Genomic DNA, 19,734 nt, shown 5'->3' with positions numbered 1-19,734 from the left:
GACTTTCCTTTACGTGTGCCGAGCATGTCACACAGCTTGGGGGTGAAAGTCCCCTGTCCAGCCAGATGAGGGCGAAGGACTAGCGAAGCACAAGGTTTGTATCGTGAGGTGCAGGCTGAAGGCAGTGTGGAGCAAAACCGCGAGCCGACGAACAGAAATCAGATATGAGGCTGTCTGCGTGAGGACGAGTCAGCGTATGATGACGAAGTCCATACTCATCCGGACACTCAGGCAGTAGATCTGGCGGTTGTGCGGCGAAGGCGGTGTGACTTACCTCGGGAGGTCTGTGTGGTGTCTGATATTTCGGACTGAGGCTATCGTAAGGTGGTCTGATCGCCATACAGAAGTCAGCAGACGGCATAGTAGCTGGCGAATGTCAGTGAAGGCCTGAACGGTACAGAGTGGTGAATAGTTTCTGTTANGGTCACGGCGGAACCGGAGGCTGCGACGTTATGAGGGCTGAGGTTGTGTCGGCATCACAGGATTACGAAAGCCCGGCAAGCGATACAGGCTTGATGGCACGTATCGCCCACCCCAATAATCTGAAGAAAGCCTTTCAGCGAGTAAAACGCAACAAAGGAGCGGCAGGCATTGACCGCATGACAGTGGAAGACCTGTTCACGTATTTACAAGGGCATGGTCGTCAACTGAGGCAGTGTTTGAGCAGAGGGTTGTGGAAACCCACTCCAGTAAGAAGAGTTCTGATTCCCAAGCCGGACGGAGGAGAGCGAAAGTTGGGTATACCAACAGCTCTTGATCGAATGGTGCAGCAGGCAATACAACAAGTATTGCAGGCAGAGTGGGAGCCAAGGTTCTCGGCTTACAGCTACGGATTTAGGCCCTATAGGTCTGCACATCAGGCTATCAGTCAGGCTCAGCTGTATATAAAGGATGGTTACAACTGGGTGGTGGATATTGATTTGTCGAAGTTTTTCGACCGGGTCAACCATGATCGACTGATGGCAAAGTTGGCAGAGCATATAGAGGACAAGGATGTATTGCGTTTGATTCGTCGATTCCTGAAGTCCGGAGTGATGGAAAACGGGCTGGTAAAACCGCAAGCGGAGGGTGTGCCACAGGGAGGTCCCCTGTCTCCTGTACTTTCAAACATAGTATTGGACGAACTTGACAGAACGCTCGAAAATCGAGGTCTGCGATTTGTTCGGTACGCTGACGACTGTCGTGTGTTTGTTAAAAGTAAGAAGGCAGGGGAAAGGGTGATGGCCAGTCTGGTCAAGCTGATCGAGGGTAAAATGAAACTGAAAGTCAATCACACAAAGAGCGCGGTTGATCGGGCATGGAAGCGCCCCTTTCTGGGGTACAGTTTTACCCGAGACGGCAGGAAAACCCTTGCGACAAAGAGTGGCAAGCGCTTCAAGGATAAAATCAGACAGCTAACCCGAAAGGGAGGTCGATCCCTTGAGCAGAGGCTGGAAGGACTCAACAGGTACTTGCAGGGATGGAAGAACTACTTCCGAGAAGTAGAAACCCGCACAGAGTTTGAACACTTTGACTGTTGGATAAGAAGGCGGTTGCGAAGTCTGCTCTGGTATCAATGGAAGAGAAGCCCAAAGCGGTACAAGGAGCTGCGAAAGCAGGGAATCAGTGACAAACTGACAAGGCAAACGGTAGCTTCAGGAAAAGGACATTGGCGAGTGAGCCGGAGTCCTGCGTTACACATGGCGCTACCCAATAGTTGGTTTGATAAGTTAGGTTTAATCAGATTGTTGGCCGCTTAACTGGCCGAAACGCCCAGTACGGACCCGTATGCTGGGTGTTGTGGGAGGAGCGTAGCCGTGAGGCTACGCCCTATCCCGATCATCTTAAAAAACCGCAGCTTCGGCTGCGGTTTTTTTATGCTTATCAATAGGTTGCTTGATTTATTGAATCGGGTTGGCTAGGGTAGGAACTGTCTGTAATCCCTATCAGGTCTGAGGTTGCCTGAATTTTTCAGGTGCTCCGGGTTATGAGATGCATGGTTGCTTTGACTATGACTGTTGACCTTCAACCTGTCGCCTGATCTGGGTACAGCGCTCATATTGATGCTGGGCTTCAGTGTTGCCCAAGGGTACAGGGAAAGGAAGAACGACAATGACCCGATCAGAATTGATTGAACGACTGACTGATCAGCAAGATCAGTTGTCGGTAAAGGACGTAGAACTGGCCATAAAATCTATTCTTGAACAAATGTCTCACTCCCTCTCCAGTGGAACGAGGGTGGAAATCAGGGGGTTTGGCAGTTTTTCTCTCCATTACAGGGAACCCAGAGTAGGCCGTAATCCTAAAACCGGTGAATCTGTTGTTCTGAATGGTAAATACGTTCCTCATTTCAAGCCGGGTAAAGATATGCGGGATCGTGTCAATAGCAGTTTGCTGGATCAGTGAAGCAAAAGGCGGAATAAGATTTTTTAAAGTCATGAATATATTTTTGTGTCAGGTTTGCAATGAAGCATTCCTGAACAGAATTATCCTTTTGTATCATTATCAAACATGAAAAACGATGGGTAGAACGTTTTACCAGTAAAGAATGCTTTGGCCATTTTCGTGAATGGCTTAGAATCTCATCGTAAATAAGTGATCACTGGAGTTTGATCGGATATGATCTCTTTATTGGGTATCTGGCTGAAGCGGCTATTCATACTGCTTGGCAGTCTGACCCTCCTTGTTATTCTCGTCAATTTTATTGTGGCCAACCCTCAACTGATACGATTTGATCTGGCAGGTGTCTCATTGCCAGAGTTGAAGGCTTCTTCAGTCGTCGTTATTTCCTTTATTATGGGAGGGGTATTTGGGCTGCTGGTTTCTCTGATCGCGATGACCCGATTGAGATTGGCTAATGCCAGTTATAGTCGGAAGCTTGCTCGAAGAGATGCAGAAATACAAAAACTCAGAGCGAATGCATTGAAAGGATTAACCTGATGCCCGACCTTGCACTGCTGGCGCTGATCATGGTGGCGATGCTGGCAGGATATCTTCTGGGGCGTGCTGAAAAAAAGAAGAAAAAGGAACACTTCCCTGAGCAACCTCTTTCCAAAGAATACTTTGTGGGGTTGAACTATCTGTTAAATGAGCAGACCGATGAGGCCATAGAAACCTTTATCAAAGCTCTGGATCTCAATAATGACACAGTCGATACTTATCTTGCTCTTGGCAGTCTGTTTTGTCGAAGAGGTGAGGTCGATAAATCTATTCGAGTGCATCAGGATCTGTTGGCCCGGCCCAGTCTGACTCCCCTGCAGTCAATTCGAGTTCAGCTTGAACTGGCGAAAGATTATATGACTGCAGGCTTGTTTGATCGAGCTGAAGCCATGCTGGTGGATCTTTCCAGACAAAACCATGAATATCGGGTGGATGCTTTACAGCAGCTATTGCGAATTTATGAAAGGGAAAAAGAATGGCCGCAGGCCGTAGAGATTACAGAATCTCTTCGTAAGCTGTGTGGCGAGGACTATGCTCCGCGTTTAGCGCATTTGTACTGCGAAATTGCGGAAGACAAACTTCGTCTTAACGATCGTTCGGGCGCCAGAAAGTATATAAGAGCGGCATACTCCAGAGACAAAAATTGTGTCAGAGCCAGCTTGATATTAGGCCGGATGGAGATGGAAGAGGGCCGTGACAGAGATGCCATTAAAGCGCTTCAGAAAGTCTCATATCAGGACAATCGTTATGTGCCTCTGACGCTCGATATGCTTGAGACAGTGTGCCATCGAAGTGATCAGCAGCGAGCTTTAGGCAGTTATCTCGCAAAGTGTCTCAATGAGAAACCGGGTACGGCTATCATTCTGGCCATGACGGCTCAGTTGATGAACAGCCGTGGTGAAGTCTCAGCCATGGATTTTTTGACTGGACAACTGCGCCGCCAGCCGTCTCTGCGAGGGCTTAATGCGCTCATGAATATCCAGTTAAATTACCCGTCTGAGCCTTCTCTGACCAGTATCAAACTGTTGAAAGAAGTGACGGATCAGATGCTGGTTTCCAAACCTGTCTATCAATGTTTCAGTTGTGGTTTTGCCGGTAAGGAAATGCATTGGCATTGTCCGGGTTGCCATGAATGGGGCACTCTTGCACCCGTTCAGGGTGTAGAAGGGGAGTAATATCCCCATTTCTTTGTTTTGCTGAACATCCTTGTCTAGACCTGTAAATAGTGCCTTTCAGTTTTCAAGAAGTAAGTGAAAGGCTGACAGGAAGAAAAGGATGTCTCCTATGAGAAAAAGAATAATCAGTCTGACAGCAGTCACTCTGCTTGCCCTATCCGCCCCGATTGTTGCCGATAAAGCCCCTTCCCGAATGAAAGTTAAAGTGAACGTAGCCACTGTTCAGGAGCTGGATGAATTCCTGATTGGTGTACCTCGTACGCTGGCAGAAAGGATAATCAGAGAGCGGGAAAAAAATGGTGCCTTTGAGTCACTGGAAGATCTTTATAGAGTCCAGCAATTGAATGAACACATTCTTGATAAAAACCGGGATAGAATTGCTTTTGACTGAGTGAATGTTCGAGAACTTAAGGGTCTAATCATAATCTTGCCTTATACCCATCGCATATCCTAACGACGCTATACCCATCGCCTTTCAAGATGCTACGTTGTTGCCAGCGTTCGCTCACCCTGATCACCTACTACTTTTAGGCTCACAGGGCTTCGCTCACTTGTCGCCTAGTGGCATCTTGAAATCCAATGGGTATATTGCGCTGGCAATCTGAATGGCCAATGAAGGGTTCCTGCTATCTTTTTTATAGCTGTTAGAAATAAAAGTAACTATTTATATGAACAAAGTATGAATACTTCGGAAATTACTATCTTAATTGGTTGAATTGTGAATTGAAACTATTCGCATTTACGCCTAATCTTTGCTTGTTTTTCAATCTGTTGTTGTCTATTCATAAACGGCCTCAGGTTACTCTTTTCACCACATCACCAGATGTATCAGGAAGCACTCTTTAATGAACAACAGACAGTTCAGGGAAAGAGTTCGGGAGATTGGGATGACGGTCACATTGGGGGATCTCCAAACTGGAGAAAAGGCACAGGTATCTGCTTTCAAAAAAGCGGGCTCTGCCTATCGTCGTAAGCTTCTGGCTATGGGTCTCACCCCCGGAACCTGTTTTACCGTGTGCAGGGTTGCCCCTTTGGGTGATCCTATCCAGCTGCAGGTGCGTGGATTTCAGCTCAGCTTGCGCCGTCATGAGGCAGCAGCCGTTGAGGTGACCCGTCTATGAAGGATCATGTATTTGCCATCGTAGGTAACCCTAATTGCGGTAAAACTACTGTCTTCAATGCTCTGACGGGCGCCAGGCAGCATGTAGGCAATTGGCCGGGAGTAACCGTTGAAAAGCGCAGTGGCCGCTATCAGCACAAAAACCAGTCTGTGGAAGTGGTTGACCTGCCGGGTACTTATTGTCTCGATGTGGTCGACGATCAGGTATCCATGGATGAACGTATAGCCCGGGACTTTATCCTTGCCCGGGAAGCACGGTTGGTTGTTAATGTTGTCGATGCCTCAAATATCGAACGTAATCTGTATCTGACAACACAGCTATTGGATATGGGACTTCCTGTCATTGTTGTTCTTAACATGATGGATGTAGCGAAGGATAAAGGTCTTAAGATTAATGCTGAAAGCCTGTCCAGGCATCTTGGTTGCCCTGTTCACGCTATGGTTGCGTCACGAGACAGAGGAACAAGAGAATTAAAAGACCTGATCAATCAGTGTTTTCTTAATGGAATCGAACCTGCCCGTTCACAATCTCTGGGCATGCCGTTGGAGGAATCTGTCTGTTCCCTTCAGGCGCATGTTTCCAGTGAGGTGACAGATCTCTCTGCAGCCCGTTGGGTGGCCCTTAAGCTGCTGGAAGGTGAAGACGATTTCCTGGATAAGGTTTCATTGGATCTGATCGACAAGGCTGCAGTAGAACGCTCACAACTGGAAGCAGCTTATGATGCGGATATGGACATTATTGTAGCCAACGGGCGCTACGAAACGATTAGCCTGATCATGAAAGATACCGTGAACATCGCCGGTATTGTCAGTCATGGTTTGACAGAACGGATTGATAGCATTGTTCTGAACCGAATTCTGGGATTACCGATTTTCTTTGGGGTCATGTACCTCATGTTTATGTTTTCAGTGAATATCGGCAGTGCGTTTATCGACTTTTTTGATATTCTTTCCGGCACGCTTTTTGTGGATGGTGTGAGTCATCTTCTGGAAAATATAGGCGCACCGGGCTGGATTATTGCTCTTCTGGGTAATGGCGTTGGTGGTGGTATACAGACGGTCTCTACCTTTATCCCGGTCATTGCTTTTCTGTTCCTGTTTCTGTCTGTCCTGGAAGATTCCGGCTATATGGCCAGAGCGGCTTTTGTTATGGACAGGGCTATGCGCTTTCTGGGGCTTCCGGGCAAATCTTTTGTACCTATGCTGGTGGGCTTTGGCTGTAATGTTCCTGCCATTATGGCCACTCGAACCCTTGAAAATCAGCAAGATCGAATGCTTACCATTGCCATGGCTCCTTTTATGTCATGCGGTGCGCGTCTGCCAGTTTATGCTTTATTTGCTGCGGCATTTTTTCCGGGCTCGGGGCAGAATGTTGTTTTTACACTCTATCTGGCCGGTATTCTGGCTGCGGTTATGACCGGGTTGATGTTAAAGAAATGTCTCTTTAGTGGTGAGGTCACCCCTTTTGTGATGGAGTTGCCCAACTATCATATGCCTTCTGTTAAGCATGTATTGCTTAGAACCTGGGATCGTCTGAAGGCATTTCTGTTCAGGGCAGGTAAGGCAATTGTAGTGGTGGTGGTCATCCTCAATACTCTGAATTCACTGGGAACTGACGGCAGTTTTGGCCATGAAGATACCCAGTCATCCGTATTGAGCAAGATTGGCCAAACCATTACTCCGGCTTTTGCACCCATGGGAATGACCGATGACAACTGGCCAGCTGCGGTGGGTCTTTTTACAGGAATTCTGGCAAAAGAAGCGGTAGTCGGTACGCTGAATTCCATGTACACCTCCATCGCAGATCAGGAGAATGGTACGGTTGCCAAGGCTCATGGTTTTGATTTTATGGCAAGCCTGAATGAAGCTTTGGCTACCATACCTGCTAACCTGTCAGCGATTGCATCTTCCCTGGCTGACCCTCTCGGGTTGAGTGTGGGAGATTTGAGTAATCTTGAAGAGGTAGCTCAGGATCAGGAAGTGGAAGTGACCACCTTTGGTGTTATGCAAAGGCTCTTTACCAGTGATGCGGCGGTGATCGCCTATCTGTTGATGATCCTGCTCTATACGCCTTGTGTTGCAGCATTAGGTGCTATCTATCGTGAATCAGGCCTACGCTGGACATTCTTTGTTGCTGGCTGGACCTTCTTTCTGGGGTATTCGGTCGCTACTATTTATTATCAGCTGTCGCTTATCACTCTTCAGCCTGTCACCGCTATCAGTTGGCTCTCGACAATTCTGGCAGCCATGGTACTGATGTTTGTGTTCCTCAGAAGAGCAGGGCAAAGAATGGTGCTTTCGCCTATAGAAGTGCCGTCTGAAAGGCCTCAAAGATCCTCGGGGTGCCACTGATGCTATTACCTATCAGAGACTTCCTGTCTGATAAGGGTGTATGCACCCTGGCAGAACTCTGTCAGCATTTTGCTGTCGATCCTGAAGCCATGAAGGGTATGCTGGGTCATTGGGTCAGAAAGGGTAAGCTGGTCGAGGAGCAGTCAGGTTGTAAGCAGGGCTGTGTCAGTTGTGCGCCTGAGCAGTTGATTGTCTATCGTTGGATGAGTTCGAGCCCATATGATCTGATTCCTGTCTGTAATCAGAGCGAGTAGTTTAATGCTCGCTATGGGCATCTATATCGATACACAGGGCTACGGTATAAATCGCCAGCCTTGCTTTCCAGTTCAGGCTCCCATCCCGGGAGTCTGAAAGTATGACTGATAATGTAACAGTCACTCTTGAGCCGTTTTTGAAACTCTCCGGATAATCTCTCCATAGCGCCCGGGTACAGGTAACAGATTATTAACCCGGTATCTTCCCATTCTATATTGAAAAAATCCTGTTTAATAATTGTGACATTCTTGAGGTGCCTGCAGCGAAGTCTGGAAATCCAGTAAGGAACAGTGGAGCGTTCAATCCCGAAAATAATATGGCCTGAGTAATGTCTGGCCAGCACGGGAATCAAAGAACCAAAGCCGCATCCGAGTTCATAAATATTGCCATCAATAACAGCAGGCAGACAGTTCTGAATGTTTAACTTTACTTTGCCAGTCGTGGCGGTTGGGGTAATACCAAGCCTGAGGCTCCAGTAAACAATAGAAAGAGTGATCAGGCTGCCAGCACAGAAGACCAGAATCAGGAGGGTTTGTTCGAGGGTTGTCATATCCTGAAAGAGCTCTGTTACCGGTCAATGTTTTATATTGCGCTGTATCTATCGCTTTGTTCAAGTTCTTGCTGGACACTTTTGTTTAATGAACTAAGTTACAGCTGATTAGGCATGAAAAGTATGACTTGTTATATTTCTGGAGCTTCTGAGTAAAATCTTATTAGTGTTCTGAGCTATATAGATTTTAAACGTTATCTGACGTGAGTTCCTTTCCTGATAAACCTGATGAGTTTTAAGGTTTAAGTAAGAGTAATAAGGCAAGAAGTGCGATGAAAAAACGGGCGATGACGATTGCATCTACTGCAGTCTCAATCCTCATATGGCCACTGTTCGCGGAAGAAACGGTCCCTTCACCTGTAAACCTGGATGAAGGCTTCCAGCATTTGCAGTCAGTACTTGGGCGATATGAACCGATGCAGGCCAGGCAGTTTCGAATCGTAATTGATAAGGAGTTCAAGAATAAACCGGTTGAAAATGAACCTGAAATTCTGACAGTCTCCAAGGGTGAAGTGCTTATTGGCAATCCTTATCGCATGGGTGATGCCGTTGCGTTTGACATGATTGAGGCCATTCGGCAAACGGTCTACGAAATCATAAAAAACGATCAGCGAAAGAAAAAGTTCCTCGAGCACCGTTATCTGGCGATTCGTTACATCATGAGAATGGATGACGATCATCAGTGGCATTTTGAAAGCACTATCCTTTCCCACAGCGATCCTCGAATAGTTGAATCCCAGGGTCTCAAGGGCAGTGTGGATTGGTTGAAGAGTGCTTTTGAGCTGACCGGTATAACCTCTGGAACGACTAATACCGCAGAGGGTAAGACGCTACCGGTTGCTATTTATGCCCAGTTAAAATTCACGTGTGCCGGCGATGAGCTGTACATTGAAGATCGCTGGCAGGACTATCAAATGGCAAAAGGACCTAATGGCAAATTACTGCCATTTCCAGATTTCAGACAGCCAGTGGGTCGTTCTGAATCCTGGTACAGTCGCGAAGCCTCCTTTCATGAATAGGCGATTATCGTAGTCTAGTAAGTTATACTCTGGCTTTCAATAGGCTTGGAAGCACAGGGGTAGTGCTCTATGAATTCAGATGTTATTGCTCAGCTGTTTGAAGTGGCTCGCACCAAGAATCAATATGACGAGAACAACAGTGGTTTCAAGACAGTCAGACTTATTTCCGTGAAATGCATCTGGAACTTCAGGAAGTCTCTGAAGAGATAGCCTCTGGAAGAGTCTGTCATTTAGAAGATGAATTAGGCGACGTGCTCTGGGATTACCTTAACTTTCTTTTAAGTCTTGAAAAGGAAGGCCGTATTCAGCCAAATCGTGTATTTGAGCGAGCTTATATAAAATATTCAGAACGGATGGACGGTCTTCAGCAGGGCAAAACCTGGGCTGAAATTAAATTAAAACAAAAAGAACGGTTGGCCACTGAGCAGGCTGAGTGGGAGAAGGGAGAAGGGAGAAAAGCTTTGTCAGGAAGAAGTGAATTAGTCGTAGCCTTGGACGTTGAAACACTGGATCAGGTTAAAAAACTTGTTTCTCAGCTTGGCCCTGAAGTTGAGTACTACAAGATAGGTCACCAGCTGATGACTTCAGAAGGCCCGACCGCTATTCATTATTTGAAAGAGCAGCATAAAACCGTTTTTCTTGATCTGAAACTTCATGAAATCCCGAACTCTGTTACCGCCGCTGTGAGGTCTGCAGGGAGGCATGGGGTTGACATGGTGTCAGTACATGCATCCGGTGGGCAGGCAATGATGAAAGCTGCCGTAGCGGCTGCTGAAGAGTTCTCAAGGATGAAGGTTGTGGCCCTTACCGTTGTTACAGGCTTGGATCAAAGGGCAATGAATGAATTGGGGTGGCATTGTTCTCCACTTGAGCAGGTAATCAGGCTAACTGAGTTAGCGGTAAAGTCGGGCTGTCATGGCGTTATTGCTTCTTCCCAAGAAGCAAAGAAAATCAAGGGTATTGTCCCCAAAGACTTTTTGATCATTACTCCGGGAATTCGGTTGGCTGAAGATGACAAAGGTGATCAAGTTCGTTCAGGTACTCCCGCCATAGCTGCACTGAATGGAGCAACTCATCTGGTGGTTGGCAGGCCTATTATTCAGGCACAAGACCCAGCTAAAGTAGCACGTCGTGTAGTGACAGAGGTTGAGGAAGCGTAAGACCGAGAGAAAGCTGGGAAGGCTGTTGAAAGCCCTCCCGGAATGACTGACTGGTATTAGATATCAATGACGTCAAAAGGAACCAGAGGATTCACATCCGCTTCGTAATCAACGCCTTCAACACCAAAACCAAACAGCTTCAGGAACTCTTCCTTGTATTCAACATAGTCTGTCAGCTCAGCCAGGTTTTCGTTAGTCAGCTTGGGCCAGAGCGCCTGACAATGGGCCTGAATATCTTCTCTGAGTTCCCAGTCGTCTAAACGCAGACGATTGCTGTCGTCCACTGCCGGAGCTGAGCCATCAGTTCTGTAAAGACGCTCACGGAACATGCGGTTGATTTGCTCGATACAGCCTTCATGGACACCTTCTTCACGCATCTTCTTGAAGACCATGGCAATATAAAGTGGCATTACAGGAATAGCTGAGCTGGCCTGAGTCACAACGCTTTTCAATACAGCGATATTGGCTGAACCGTTCAGGCTTTTCACTTGCTCATCGATAGCGTGTGCAGCGCGATCCAAATCTTTTTTGGCTTGACCCAGAGCGCCTTCCCAATAGATAGGCCAGGTGATTTCAGTACCGATGTAGCTATAAGCCACAGTTTTGCAGTTTTCTGCCAGAACGCCTGCTTCTGACAGGGCATTCATCCAGAGCTCCCAGTCTTCTCCGCCCATAACGGTAACTGTTGCCGACACTTCTTCTTCAGTGGCTGGTTCAACAGAGGCTTCAAACAGTTCGTCCTTATTGGTATCTACCGCTGTGGCCTTGTAGTGCTGGCCCATTGGCTTAAGTACGGAGCGAATCACTTCGCCTGAGTCTGGCAGCTTGCGAACGGGAGACGCCAGTGAGTAAACGACCATATCAATCTGGCCAAGGTCTTCCTTGATCAGTTCGATAGTCTTCGCTTTCGCTTCGTGGCTGAATGCATCACCATTAAGGCTTTTGGCATACAAACCTTCTTCATGGGCCAGCTTTTCAAAAGCTGCAGAATTGTGCCAGCCTGCGGTTCCGGGCTTTCTCTCAGTGGCAGGCTTTTCAAAAAACACGCCGATCGTTGCAGCCCCTGAACCAAAGGCAGCGGTGATTCGGGAGGCAAGGCCATAACCACTGGATGAGCCAATGACCAGAACTCGCTTGGGGCCATCGGTTATTTCACCCTGAGCCTTGGTATAAGCGATCTGCTCCTTAACGTTTTCCTCGCACCCGACAGGGTGGGTCGTTGTGCAGATAAATCCGCGAATCCTTGGCTTGATAATCATCTTTGGCTCCAGTCAATGATAAGAGACGGCAGTACGAACAAGATTCGCTGCGCCGTGCTATTTAGTATGAAAATACAGCTCTATCGGGTTTCATAACCATATCTAGATTTGAGTGAGCTGTATTTTCCGCTCATGGCTGTCTGAGTAGGGCAAGCTTATCCAAATCTGGCAAGGTCTAAAAGGCGCAGGCGGTATATATCAGTAGGTATATTGATACGAAATGTATCAAGGGCTCTCAAGATAAAAAAGTTTGCCCCGTACACTGCGCTTGAAGTCACTGGGAGTCAGCTGAAAGTGCTTCTGGAACAACCGGCTGAAATAGTCCGGGTCAGTATATCCGGCCTGATAGGCCACTTCCCTGATTGAAAGATCGGTACTTTTCAAAAGGTCAGAAGCCAGTGTTAACCGCATGCGTTGAATATAAGTGGTGGGAGAGAAACCTGTAGCCTCCTTAAACCTTCTGTGAAGGGTTCTTCGGGTGAGGCCTGAAGCTTCAATCAGGTTGTCCATATCAATATCTTCACAGTAATGCTGCCTTATCCATTCCTGTAGCTGTATCACGACTTCATCGTTGTGGGCTGTTGTATGATCTTCAGCAAACAGAATCTGGTCCAGTGGGCGACGGATTTCATGGGAAAACTGTTGCTCTACTTTATGGGCGATCTGTTCCCCCATGCTTTGGCTGATCAGATGTACCATCAGATCAGCGACCGAATTGACGCTGCCGGCACAGAAGATTCTGCCTGAACGGGTAATCAGATGGTGTGGCTTGAAATCAACATCCGGATAATTGCGTTTCAGTCGTTCAAGAAAATACCAGTGGGTAGCAGCGGGTTGATGGTCCAGTAAGCCCGTTTCTGCCATGAAAGTAACCCCAGTGGCTGCGACACAGAAAGTAGCGCCTTGTTGATGTTGGTATTTGAGCCATTGCACTAATGCTTTAGATTGTCGGGCAACAGGCAGAGGATTCCTCCAGAGACCGGGAACAATGATCAGGTCGCCCGGACCTGTTTCAGAAAAGGTAACTTCAGGGGTTAAAGGGATACCACCCATACTGGTCACCGGGTCGAGACGCTCAGCGCAAAAGCAGACTTCAACATTGGAGTCCTGATGATTCAAACGGCTATAGGTGACCCCTGCATGAATCATTTCCAGCGGTAAACTGATGCTGGTGGAGAGCATGTGATCCAGCAGCGGGATCAATACCCTGTTCAGGGAGAGTGTGTTCTGCACCAATGTTATACCCATGAATCCATCGAATGGCTCAATTATCGGGTTTAATGGCGTATATGTACAGGTACCTTTGTGTATGTCCTATTAAACTACCGCCATATCCCTTATATCAATGGAGTTGTTACCTTGAGCAGATTGCCGGTAATTGTCGCGCAGGGGGGCATTAGCCCGGCGGGACGAAGTTCAGGATTTCATGGCTATCACCGTCTGGTATTTGATCGACTGGCGGCTGAACAGCAGAAGAAAACGCTGACTGCAATTGCCCGACTCAGGGGACTGGACAACAATACTCCGGCAGATGCACTTCTTTCAGGTACTTTGATCAGGCAGCTTGAAACCAATCTGTTTGATAATAATGCCCTCTATTATCACCAGCCTCTTAAAGCCGCTGAAGGTTCAGAGCTGATACTGCCCAAGCGTCGGCTGCCCAATCCATTGCCTGAAAACTGGCAGGTAGAAGAACTGGCTGATGGCCGAAATGTCAGGGTTCGTTTTTCCGGGCTGCAATCTCTGATGCTCCCTTCTACCCGAGCTGGGATAGTGAATGCAGCAGGTCAGTTGCCCAGTGGTTTTGATCCTGCCGATCTTTATCAGTCCAGAAACCACCCACGCTCATTGGCGATGACGGTTTACGGTGCCTCAGATGCGCTGCAGTCCTCCGGTCTGGACTGGCTGCTCTTGAAAGAGAAACTGTCTCCAGAACAGATCGCGGTTTATTCCGGCAGTGCCATGAGCCAGCTGGATTACAACGGTTACGGCGGTATGCTCAAAGCCCGTTTAATGGGTAAACGGGTCACTTCCAAGCAATGCCCGCTGGGCTTTGCTGAAATGTCGGCTGATTTTATCAATGCCTATATTCTGGGCTCTCTGGGTAATACCGGAACCTCCATGGGGGCCTGCGCCACCTTGCTCTATAACCTGCAGCTGGCAGTGAATGACATTCGCTCTGGCAAGCGCCGAGTGGTGATTGTAGGGAACAGCGAAGCACCGGTTACGCCTGAAATCATGGAGGGTTACAGTACCATGGGGGCGTTGGCTACAGATGATGCATTGCGAAAGCTCGATGGCCTGTCTGCAGAAACGCCGCCTGACTGGCGTAAAGCTTGTCGCCCTTTTGCAGAGAATGCCGGTTTTACTATTGCAGAATCTTCCCAGTATTTTGTCCTGATGGATGATGAACTGGCCCTGGAGTCCGGTGCTGAAATTCTGGGTGCGGTAGCTGATGTGTTTGTGAATGCCGATGGCTATAAAAAATCCATTTCAGCGCCTGGTGCCGGTAATTACCTGACGGTTGCCAGAGCTGCGGCTCTGGGTCGGGCGATTATGGGTGAAGAGGCTCTGAGACATCGAAGCTTTGTTCAGGCCCATGGTACTGGAACCCCTCAGAACAGGGTGACCGAATCCCATATCCTCAATGAGACGGCTCGTAACTTTGGTATGGATAATTGGACGGTAACCGCAGTCAAGAGTTATGTAGGGCATTCCATCGGTGTAGCCGCCGGTGATCAGCTGATGTCAACGCTGGGTGTATGGCATCAGGGTATTATCCCCGGAATCAAAACGATTCCTGATATTGCTGAAGATGTGCATCACTCTCATCTCGATATCAGTAGGGATCATAAAGAAATGGATCCGTCACAGATGGCTATGTCGCTGATTAACGCCAAGGGCTTTGGTGGAAACAATGCTACTGCACTGGTACTGAGTCCTGACGTGACCCGCGATATGTTAAAAGCTAAGCATGGCGAACAAACACTCTCTTCCTGGCAGCAGGGCTATGAGAATACCGCTCGACGTCAGGAAGACTATGAGTGTGCTCAGCTTTCAGGTGAAGCCCGGCCTATTTATCAATTTGGTGAGGGGGTTCTGGAAGACGATGATCTGGAGTACACCAACCAGTCTATTAAAGTGCCCGGGTATGGTCGTCCGGTTGATCTTGATGTGAAAAATCCTTTCTGGTCTTTTTAAGGCGTCTTCAAGGCTGGAGGTGTCCAGCCTTATTTCCCTTCTATTGTTTTTCACAGGTTAATCTGGCTGTAATGATTGTCATAAATCCTGACTGCTGCCATGTTCGGCTGTCACGAAAAACATATTAACTATGTAAAGTTACGCCGGAAGCAGTGGGCTGTGGTTGATTTGTGGGCTATTTTGCGGGCATGCTCTTCAATAGCTTGACCTCATTGTCGGGGCTGATGTCTGAAAGACGATCCCATCAGTCCCCGGTGTCGCATTACAGGGAGAAAGTCTTAATGAGAGCCAGATCTAATCTGACAGGACTATTAAGCAGTGCCATTGTGCTCAGTGCCTTGAATGTCAATATGGTTTTGGCAGACGAACAGGTAGGCAGAGTGGAAGTCAGCCATGCCAAAAGTACCGGTTTGACCCTCTACCCGGACAGAGCCCTGATAAGACAACAATTTAAAGTGATACCGGGTCCGGAAGGGACTCTTATCGTTGAGGGCATGGCTCATGACTGGGAAGATGACAGTCTTGAACTGGAATACATGAAAGGAAAGCAGGGCCTGGTGCCCGACAGCCTGACCTGGCAGCGAGGTGGTCTGGATCGCGATCGTCTTTATCGAAGGCTGGTGGGTAGATCAGTCGAGTTGATGGGAGGAGGGCTGAATGTTCCTGTGCAGGGGGTTATGCTCTCTTACGACAGTGGCATGGGATTGGTACAAGGCAGTAATGGTCGACAGTACCTGGTGGATTGGAATGATCCTGAAGGCATCAGACTGGCCGCCCGAGAACAGGTATTTCTGGAAAAAGATTACCAGGCTCGTTTGATGGCCCGTTTTCCAGAGCTGGATGGTACTGATCAATTACGTCTGTCCTACATCACACCCTCCATTCGCTATTCCAGCCATTATCGCATGACGTTGGACGATGAGGGTAAAGCTCGCATTGAGCTGACAGCATTGTTAAACAACAATACAGAGACCGATTACAGCAACGCCGATATCAAGCTGGTCGCCGGAGATATGGGAAGGCCTAATGTAGGTTATGCCCGCAAAATGGTGATGATGGATGCCGCAGCAGGTGCACTGCCCAATCAGGAGAGTCAGAGGGTAGGGGAGCTTATGGTTACACCGTTGCCAAAGGATAAAACTAAGCTCGCCCCGTTCTCCTGGCAACAAATTACCCTGTATAAAGACGACCAGCTGGTGCTGGATCAGTATTATCAACTGGATGTTTATGGTCGTTCATACTCCGGCAGAGGCTCAGAGCTTCAGCGCCCAAGACTGAACTATCGATTTAAGGCTGATCGGGATCTTCCGGCCGGCGAGGTTAAGATTCTGGAGTCCAGTCAGGATGGCACCGTGATTATCAGTGGCAATGCCATGATTCCACAAACAACCAAAGGGGATTATGCTCGTCTAGCCATGGGTGAAGCACTGGCCGTCAGGGTGGAAAGAATTCGTCTGGATAATCAGCAGCGCGAGAAACAACTGATCAGTCGCTGGCAGGCAACGGTTTTCAACGACAGTGATGAAGCCGTAACCCTGTTGACAACCGATCGGGATCATTCGCTGCTGAAGCTCGAAGATGTTAAAGGTGGTAATTTGGAGAAGACCGATACCATCAAGGTCAAAGTGCCTGCAAAAGGCAAGAAAACCTTCACCTATACCTCGGTTTATTCCCGGTAGTGTCTGTAACCTCCAGAAGCCTGAAGAGATCAGTCGTTCGGGCTTCTTGCCTGTGGCAAAATAGAGACCGATTTTGCTATTGATGAAAACACCATGCCCCGTTACCAATCTATTGTTGTGCTGACCGGTGCCGGTATTTCTGCCGAATCCGGGATTCGTACTTTCAGGGCCAGTGATGGCCTTTGGGAAAACCATCCGGTGGAAGAAGTCGCTACCCCCGAAGGCTATTATCGTAACCCTGCGTTAGTGCAGTCTTTTTACAATGGCAGACGGCAACAACTGTCAGAAGTGGTCTGTAATGACGCTCATAAAGCCCTGTCAGACTTTGAAAAAGCGTTTGATGGAGACTTTCTATTGGTCACCCAGAATGTAGATGACCTGCATTCACGGGCGGGCAGCCAGAACTTGATTCATATGCACGGCGAGCTTTATAAAGCCCGATGTCAGGATACTGAGCAGGTGTTCGACTGGCATGAAGATCTGACAACGCAAACACTTTGTCCATGTTGTAAGCAGGCGGGTAATCTGAGGCCGAATATTGTCTGGTTTGGTGAGATGCCTCTGGAGATGAATCGTATTTATGAGGCACTGTCTCAATGTGATCTTTTTGTTTCGATTGGAACCTCTGGCAATGTCTATCCGGCCGCTGGTTTCTTTGCAGAAGCCAAAGCTGCGGGTGCCGAAACTGTCGAGTTGAATCTTGAGCCCGGCTCTAATGCTTCCCAGTTCGATCGAAGTCTTACAGGCCATGCTACAGAGCTGGTTCCTGATTTTTTTAACGCTCTGTTGGGATAAGCATTCATTAAAGATGGTCTATCTTCGGGTGTTTACTGAAAATAAGATCGTTGATTATGGCAGAACCCTCCGTATCTCAATGGGCAGCTGAATGCTATGGAACTGAGCAGGTTCCTTCGTCCCTGCAAACATCGGGAAGCACCGACAGCTTCCTGATCATGATTAATTACCTGATTAATCCCGGTACAATATTCTCAGCGGCCATGGGAGTCGCGGGCGGCCTTTCATTTCTGACTGTGGTGCTGGTTCAGCTTTCAGCGGTTATGTTAAGCATGGTGGCGTTTCTTATCATGGGCAGAGTCGGGGTAGATTACGGTCTCACAGGACAAATGGCCTGTCGCGCAGCTCTGGGGGTCAGGGGAGGGCGATGGCTGACTTCACCTCTGCGTGCCCTTTGCTCCGTGTACTGGTTTGCCTTCCAGACGCTGGCAGGCAGTATGGCAATTGCTGCCATTCTGAAAGTGTGTCTCTCCATCAACGTCACTTTGGTTCAGGTTTCGCTCCCTTTTGCATTTTTACAGGTTCTGGTCGCATCCTACGGGTATCACTGGTTAAAAGGTTTGTTCCGTTGGGCTTTACCACTAAAACTGATCAGCCTGGGATTTATTATCATTATGCTCTGGCAACAGGCTGGGCCCGACTCTGTTTCTTTTTCAATCAATAATGAGAACAACTGGCTGTTGATCATGGCCTGGTTCAACGGTATTTTCTCGGGCATGTTGACTATGATCACCGACGCGGCTGACTTTACCCGGTACCAGAAAAGCAGGCGCGCTTTATGGGTGGGTTCGATGACCGGTTCAGCTCTGGGCGTATTGCTGGGAGCGGCAACCGGTGCTTTTGCGATGTCACTGGTGGGAGGAGACAGTAAAGAGCTGTTTAATGGCATTCTTGAACGAGTGCCGGGCTTTTGGATGGCTCTGTCCATACTGATCCTGATTGTCATGGACAACTGGACCATCAATGTTATTAACCTCTACAGTGGCGGACTGTCTATCAGTCATACCTTTGAATCGCTCGGACGGATTCGCTCAACATTATTGGTCAGTGTGCCATCAGTGGTGCTGTCTTGTTTCCCTGTCATTATTGACCGCTTTCTTGAAATTGCCACTGCATTCGGGATGATTTTCTCGGCTATTGCAGGACTTTTGCTGGTGGATTACTGGTTAAGAAACTGGAAGTTAGATGTACAACCACTTTATAGAAAAGAAGGGATTTACTGGTATAGACAAGGGCTCAATATCAGATCACTGATCATTCTTCTGATAGCATCCAGTTTGGGTTACCTTCTGCCGGTTGGTTGGCCCAGCCCACTAATAACCATGTCAGTTGCAGCCATCCTCTATTATTTATCAGCAATCGATCCTTGTAATCTGAAGACTTGATAGAAAAGTATTCTTACTCCATAGCTACCAAGTTCAAAATAATAGTATTATACCCATCGCCTTTCAAGATGCTACGTTGTTGCCAGCGTTCGCTCACCCTGATCACCTACTACTTGTAAGCTCACAGGGCTTCGCTCACTTGTCGCCTAGTAGCATCTTGAAATCCAATGGGTATAGTACCCGGAATACACATGGCTTGATTGAAGCTGGATGAAAGTATAGCGTTTATGGATATTCTGTATGCGCATAGCCTTCTATTCGATACCTTGATCTGTGTGAAAGATCAGCCTCTCAGGAGGTCGACGATTACGGATAGCCATGAGTAAAGCGGCTTTAGTTCAGGCACGCTACCGCCCTGAGGTTGACGGTTATTTATACAACAGTTGAGTCATATCCCTGAACTCAAAGCAGTATTCTGCTGTAGATGATTTATTCGGCTCAATAAATCGGGTTAAGGCTATCTAAGAAAAGGGCTGTCAGATGTGACAGCCTCATAATTCTGACTATCCGAACGACGTGTCGGATGTCTGGTCCAGCTTCGAAACCGGCACCCAGCCACTTTCTTTTACCCGGTTTTCGACCCAGGCCCAGGCATTCAGTTCCCGCAAAATCTTCAGCTCTTCACCGGCCTTTATGTTGAGCTCTCTGGCGGTGTAATCTTCTATTGCCGTTCCCTGTTTCTGACTGAGTCGTCGTATCAGGGGCAGGGGAGCCCAGCCTTCTTTTCCGGATGATACAGTTACCCAGATCCAGCCGGGAAACTCTTCATCACTTTTACCCAGCGTCAGATTGTCTCCTTCGTTGAAGGTGACGGGGTCCGGGAAGCTGGCCTGGTAATCTTCTAAAACCTTAACTGTTTTCATGT

18 protein-coding genes are annotated in these 19,734 nt (G+C 48.0%); 14 read left to right on the top strand and 4 right to left on the bottom strand.

The window, feature by feature from the left end; translation table 11 throughout:
- The first annotated feature begins 452 nt into the window (after positions 1–452).
- The 8 genes from ltrA to GZ78_RS07945 all read left to right on the top strand — a co-directional run bounded on the left by ltrA (position 453) and on the right by GZ78_RS07945 (position 7,820).
- Positions 453–1,739: a group II intron reverse transcriptase/maturase gene (ltrA, locus tag GZ78_RS07980; RefSeq protein WP_152558617.1), complete on the top strand. Its 1,287-nt coding sequence runs from the start codon at positions 453–455 to the stop codon at positions 1,737–1,739.
- Between the two features lie 352 nt (positions 1,740–2,091).
- Positions 2,092–2,385, top strand: coding sequence for an integration host factor subunit beta (ihfB, locus tag GZ78_RS07975; RefSeq protein WP_034834626.1), 294 nt, complete (start codon positions 2,092–2,094; stop codon positions 2,383–2,385).
- A gap of 213 nt (positions 2,386–2,598) precedes the next feature.
- Positions 2,599–2,919 carry a lipopolysaccharide assembly protein LapA domain-containing protein gene (locus tag GZ78_RS07970; RefSeq protein WP_034834624.1) on the top strand — a complete coding sequence of 107 codons (321 nt, stop codon included), beginning with the start codon at positions 2,599–2,601 and terminating at the stop codon, positions 2,917–2,919.
- Positions 2,919–4,094 carry a lipopolysaccharide assembly protein LapB gene (gene lapB / locus GZ78_RS07965; RefSeq protein ID WP_034834622.1) on the top strand — a complete coding sequence of 392 codons (1,176 nt, stop codon included), beginning with the start codon at positions 2,919–2,921 and terminating at the stop codon, positions 4,092–4,094. Before GZ78_RS07970 ends, lapB begins: the two co-directional genes overlap by 1 nt.
- Before the next feature lie 109 nt (positions 4,095–4,203).
- Complete coding sequence (locus GZ78_RS07960; protein ID WP_034836108.1) at positions 4,204–4,485, top strand: ComEA family DNA-binding protein; 282 nt, start codon at positions 4,204–4,206, stop codon at positions 4,483–4,485.
- 454 nt (positions 4,486–4,939) lie between these two features.
- A complete protein-coding gene (locus GZ78_RS07955) occupies positions 4,940–5,215 on the top strand; it encodes a FeoA family protein (protein ID WP_236631508.1) in 276 nt (91 codons plus the stop codon).
- Positions 5,212–7,566, top strand: coding sequence for a Fe(2+) transporter permease subunit FeoB (gene feoB, locus GZ78_RS07950; RefSeq protein ID WP_034834618.1), 2,355 nt, complete (start codon positions 5,212–5,214; stop codon positions 7,564–7,566). Before GZ78_RS07955 ends, feoB begins: the two co-directional genes overlap by 4 nt.
- Complete coding sequence (locus tag GZ78_RS07945) at positions 7,566–7,820, top strand: FeoC-like transcriptional regulator (protein ID WP_051785947.1); 255 nt, start codon at positions 7,566–7,568, stop codon at positions 7,818–7,820. Before feoB ends, GZ78_RS07945 begins: the two co-directional genes overlap by 1 nt.
- A gap of 11 nt (positions 7,821–7,831) precedes the next feature.
- On the opposite strand, the gene GZ78_RS07940 is transcribed toward GZ78_RS07945, so the two are convergent.
- Complete coding sequence (locus GZ78_RS07940) at positions 7,832–8,371, bottom strand: methyltransferase domain-containing protein (protein WP_051785946.1); 540 nt, start codon at positions 8,369–8,371, stop codon at positions 7,832–7,834.
- Positions 8,372–8,643: 272 nt separating this feature from the next.
- Between GZ78_RS07940 and GZ78_RS07935 the strand changes: the two genes are divergently transcribed.
- Both GZ78_RS07935 and pyrF read left to right on the top strand, forming a co-directional pair.
- Positions 8,644–9,390 carry a hypothetical protein gene (locus GZ78_RS07935; RefSeq protein WP_034834616.1) on the top strand — a complete coding sequence of 249 codons (747 nt, stop codon included), beginning with the start codon at positions 8,644–8,646 and terminating at the stop codon, positions 9,388–9,390.
- A gap of 173 nt (positions 9,391–9,563) precedes the next feature.
- Positions 9,564–10,550: an orotidine-5'-phosphate decarboxylase gene (pyrF, locus tag GZ78_RS07930; protein WP_051785945.1), complete on the top strand. Its 987-nt coding sequence runs from the start codon at positions 9,564–9,566 to the stop codon at positions 10,548–10,550.
- Between the two features lie 56 nt (positions 10,551–10,606).
- Here the strand turns inward: pyrF and fabV are convergent, their stop codons facing one another.
- Positions 10,607–11,809 (bottom strand): enoyl-ACP reductase FabV, encoded by a 1,203-nt coding sequence (gene fabV / locus GZ78_RS07925; RefSeq protein ID WP_034834614.1) that lies wholly within the window; start codon positions 11,807–11,809, stop codon positions 10,607–10,609.
- Between the two features lie 225 nt (positions 11,810–12,034).
- Positions 12,035–13,057 (bottom strand): GlxA family transcriptional regulator, encoded by a 1,023-nt coding sequence (locus GZ78_RS07920; RefSeq protein WP_081869734.1) that lies wholly within the window; start codon positions 13,055–13,057, stop codon positions 12,035–12,037.
- A 57-nt stretch (positions 13,058–13,114) separates the two neighbouring features.
- Between GZ78_RS07920 and GZ78_RS07915 the strand changes: the two genes are divergently transcribed.
- The 4 genes from GZ78_RS07915 to GZ78_RS07900 all read left to right on the top strand — a co-directional run bounded on the left by GZ78_RS07915 (position 13,115) and on the right by GZ78_RS07900 (position 18,869).
- Positions 13,115–15,010: a beta-ketoacyl synthase gene (locus tag GZ78_RS07915; RefSeq protein WP_330217604.1), complete on the top strand. Its 1,896-nt coding sequence runs from the start codon at positions 13,115–13,117 to the stop codon at positions 15,008–15,010.
- A gap of 281 nt (positions 15,011–15,291) precedes the next feature.
- Positions 15,292–16,689 carry a DUF4139 domain-containing protein gene (locus tag GZ78_RS07910; RefSeq protein ID WP_034834612.1) on the top strand — a complete coding sequence of 466 codons (1,398 nt, stop codon included), beginning with the start codon at positions 15,292–15,294 and terminating at the stop codon, positions 16,687–16,689.
- A 93-nt stretch (positions 16,690–16,782) separates the two neighbouring features.
- Entirely contained in the window at positions 16,783–17,484 is a 702-nt protein-coding gene (gene cobB, locus GZ78_RS07905) for a Sir2 family NAD+-dependent deacetylase (protein WP_034834610.1), read from the top strand.
- A gap of 56 nt (positions 17,485–17,540) precedes the next feature.
- Positions 17,541–18,869, top strand: a complete 1,329-nt coding sequence (locus GZ78_RS07900) for a purine-cytosine permease family protein (RefSeq protein ID WP_034834608.1) — start codon at positions 17,541–17,543, stop codon at positions 18,867–18,869.
- Between the two features lie 503 nt (positions 18,870–19,372).
- Here the strand turns inward: GZ78_RS07900 and GZ78_RS07895 are convergent.
- Complete coding sequence (locus GZ78_RS07895) at positions 19,373–19,732, bottom strand: SH3 domain-containing protein (protein WP_034834606.1); 360 nt, start codon at positions 19,730–19,732, stop codon at positions 19,373–19,375.
- Positions 19,733–19,734 lie beyond the last annotated feature (2 nt).

The sequence above is a fragment of the Endozoicomonas numazuensis genome, assembly GCF_000722635.1.
Classification (GTDB): Bacteria; Pseudomonadota; Gammaproteobacteria; order Pseudomonadales; family Endozoicomonadaceae; genus Endozoicomonas_A; species Endozoicomonas_A numazuensis.
The sequence above is the reverse complement of the archived record's forward strand: the minus strand, read 5'-3'. Positions and strand labels throughout refer to the sequence as shown.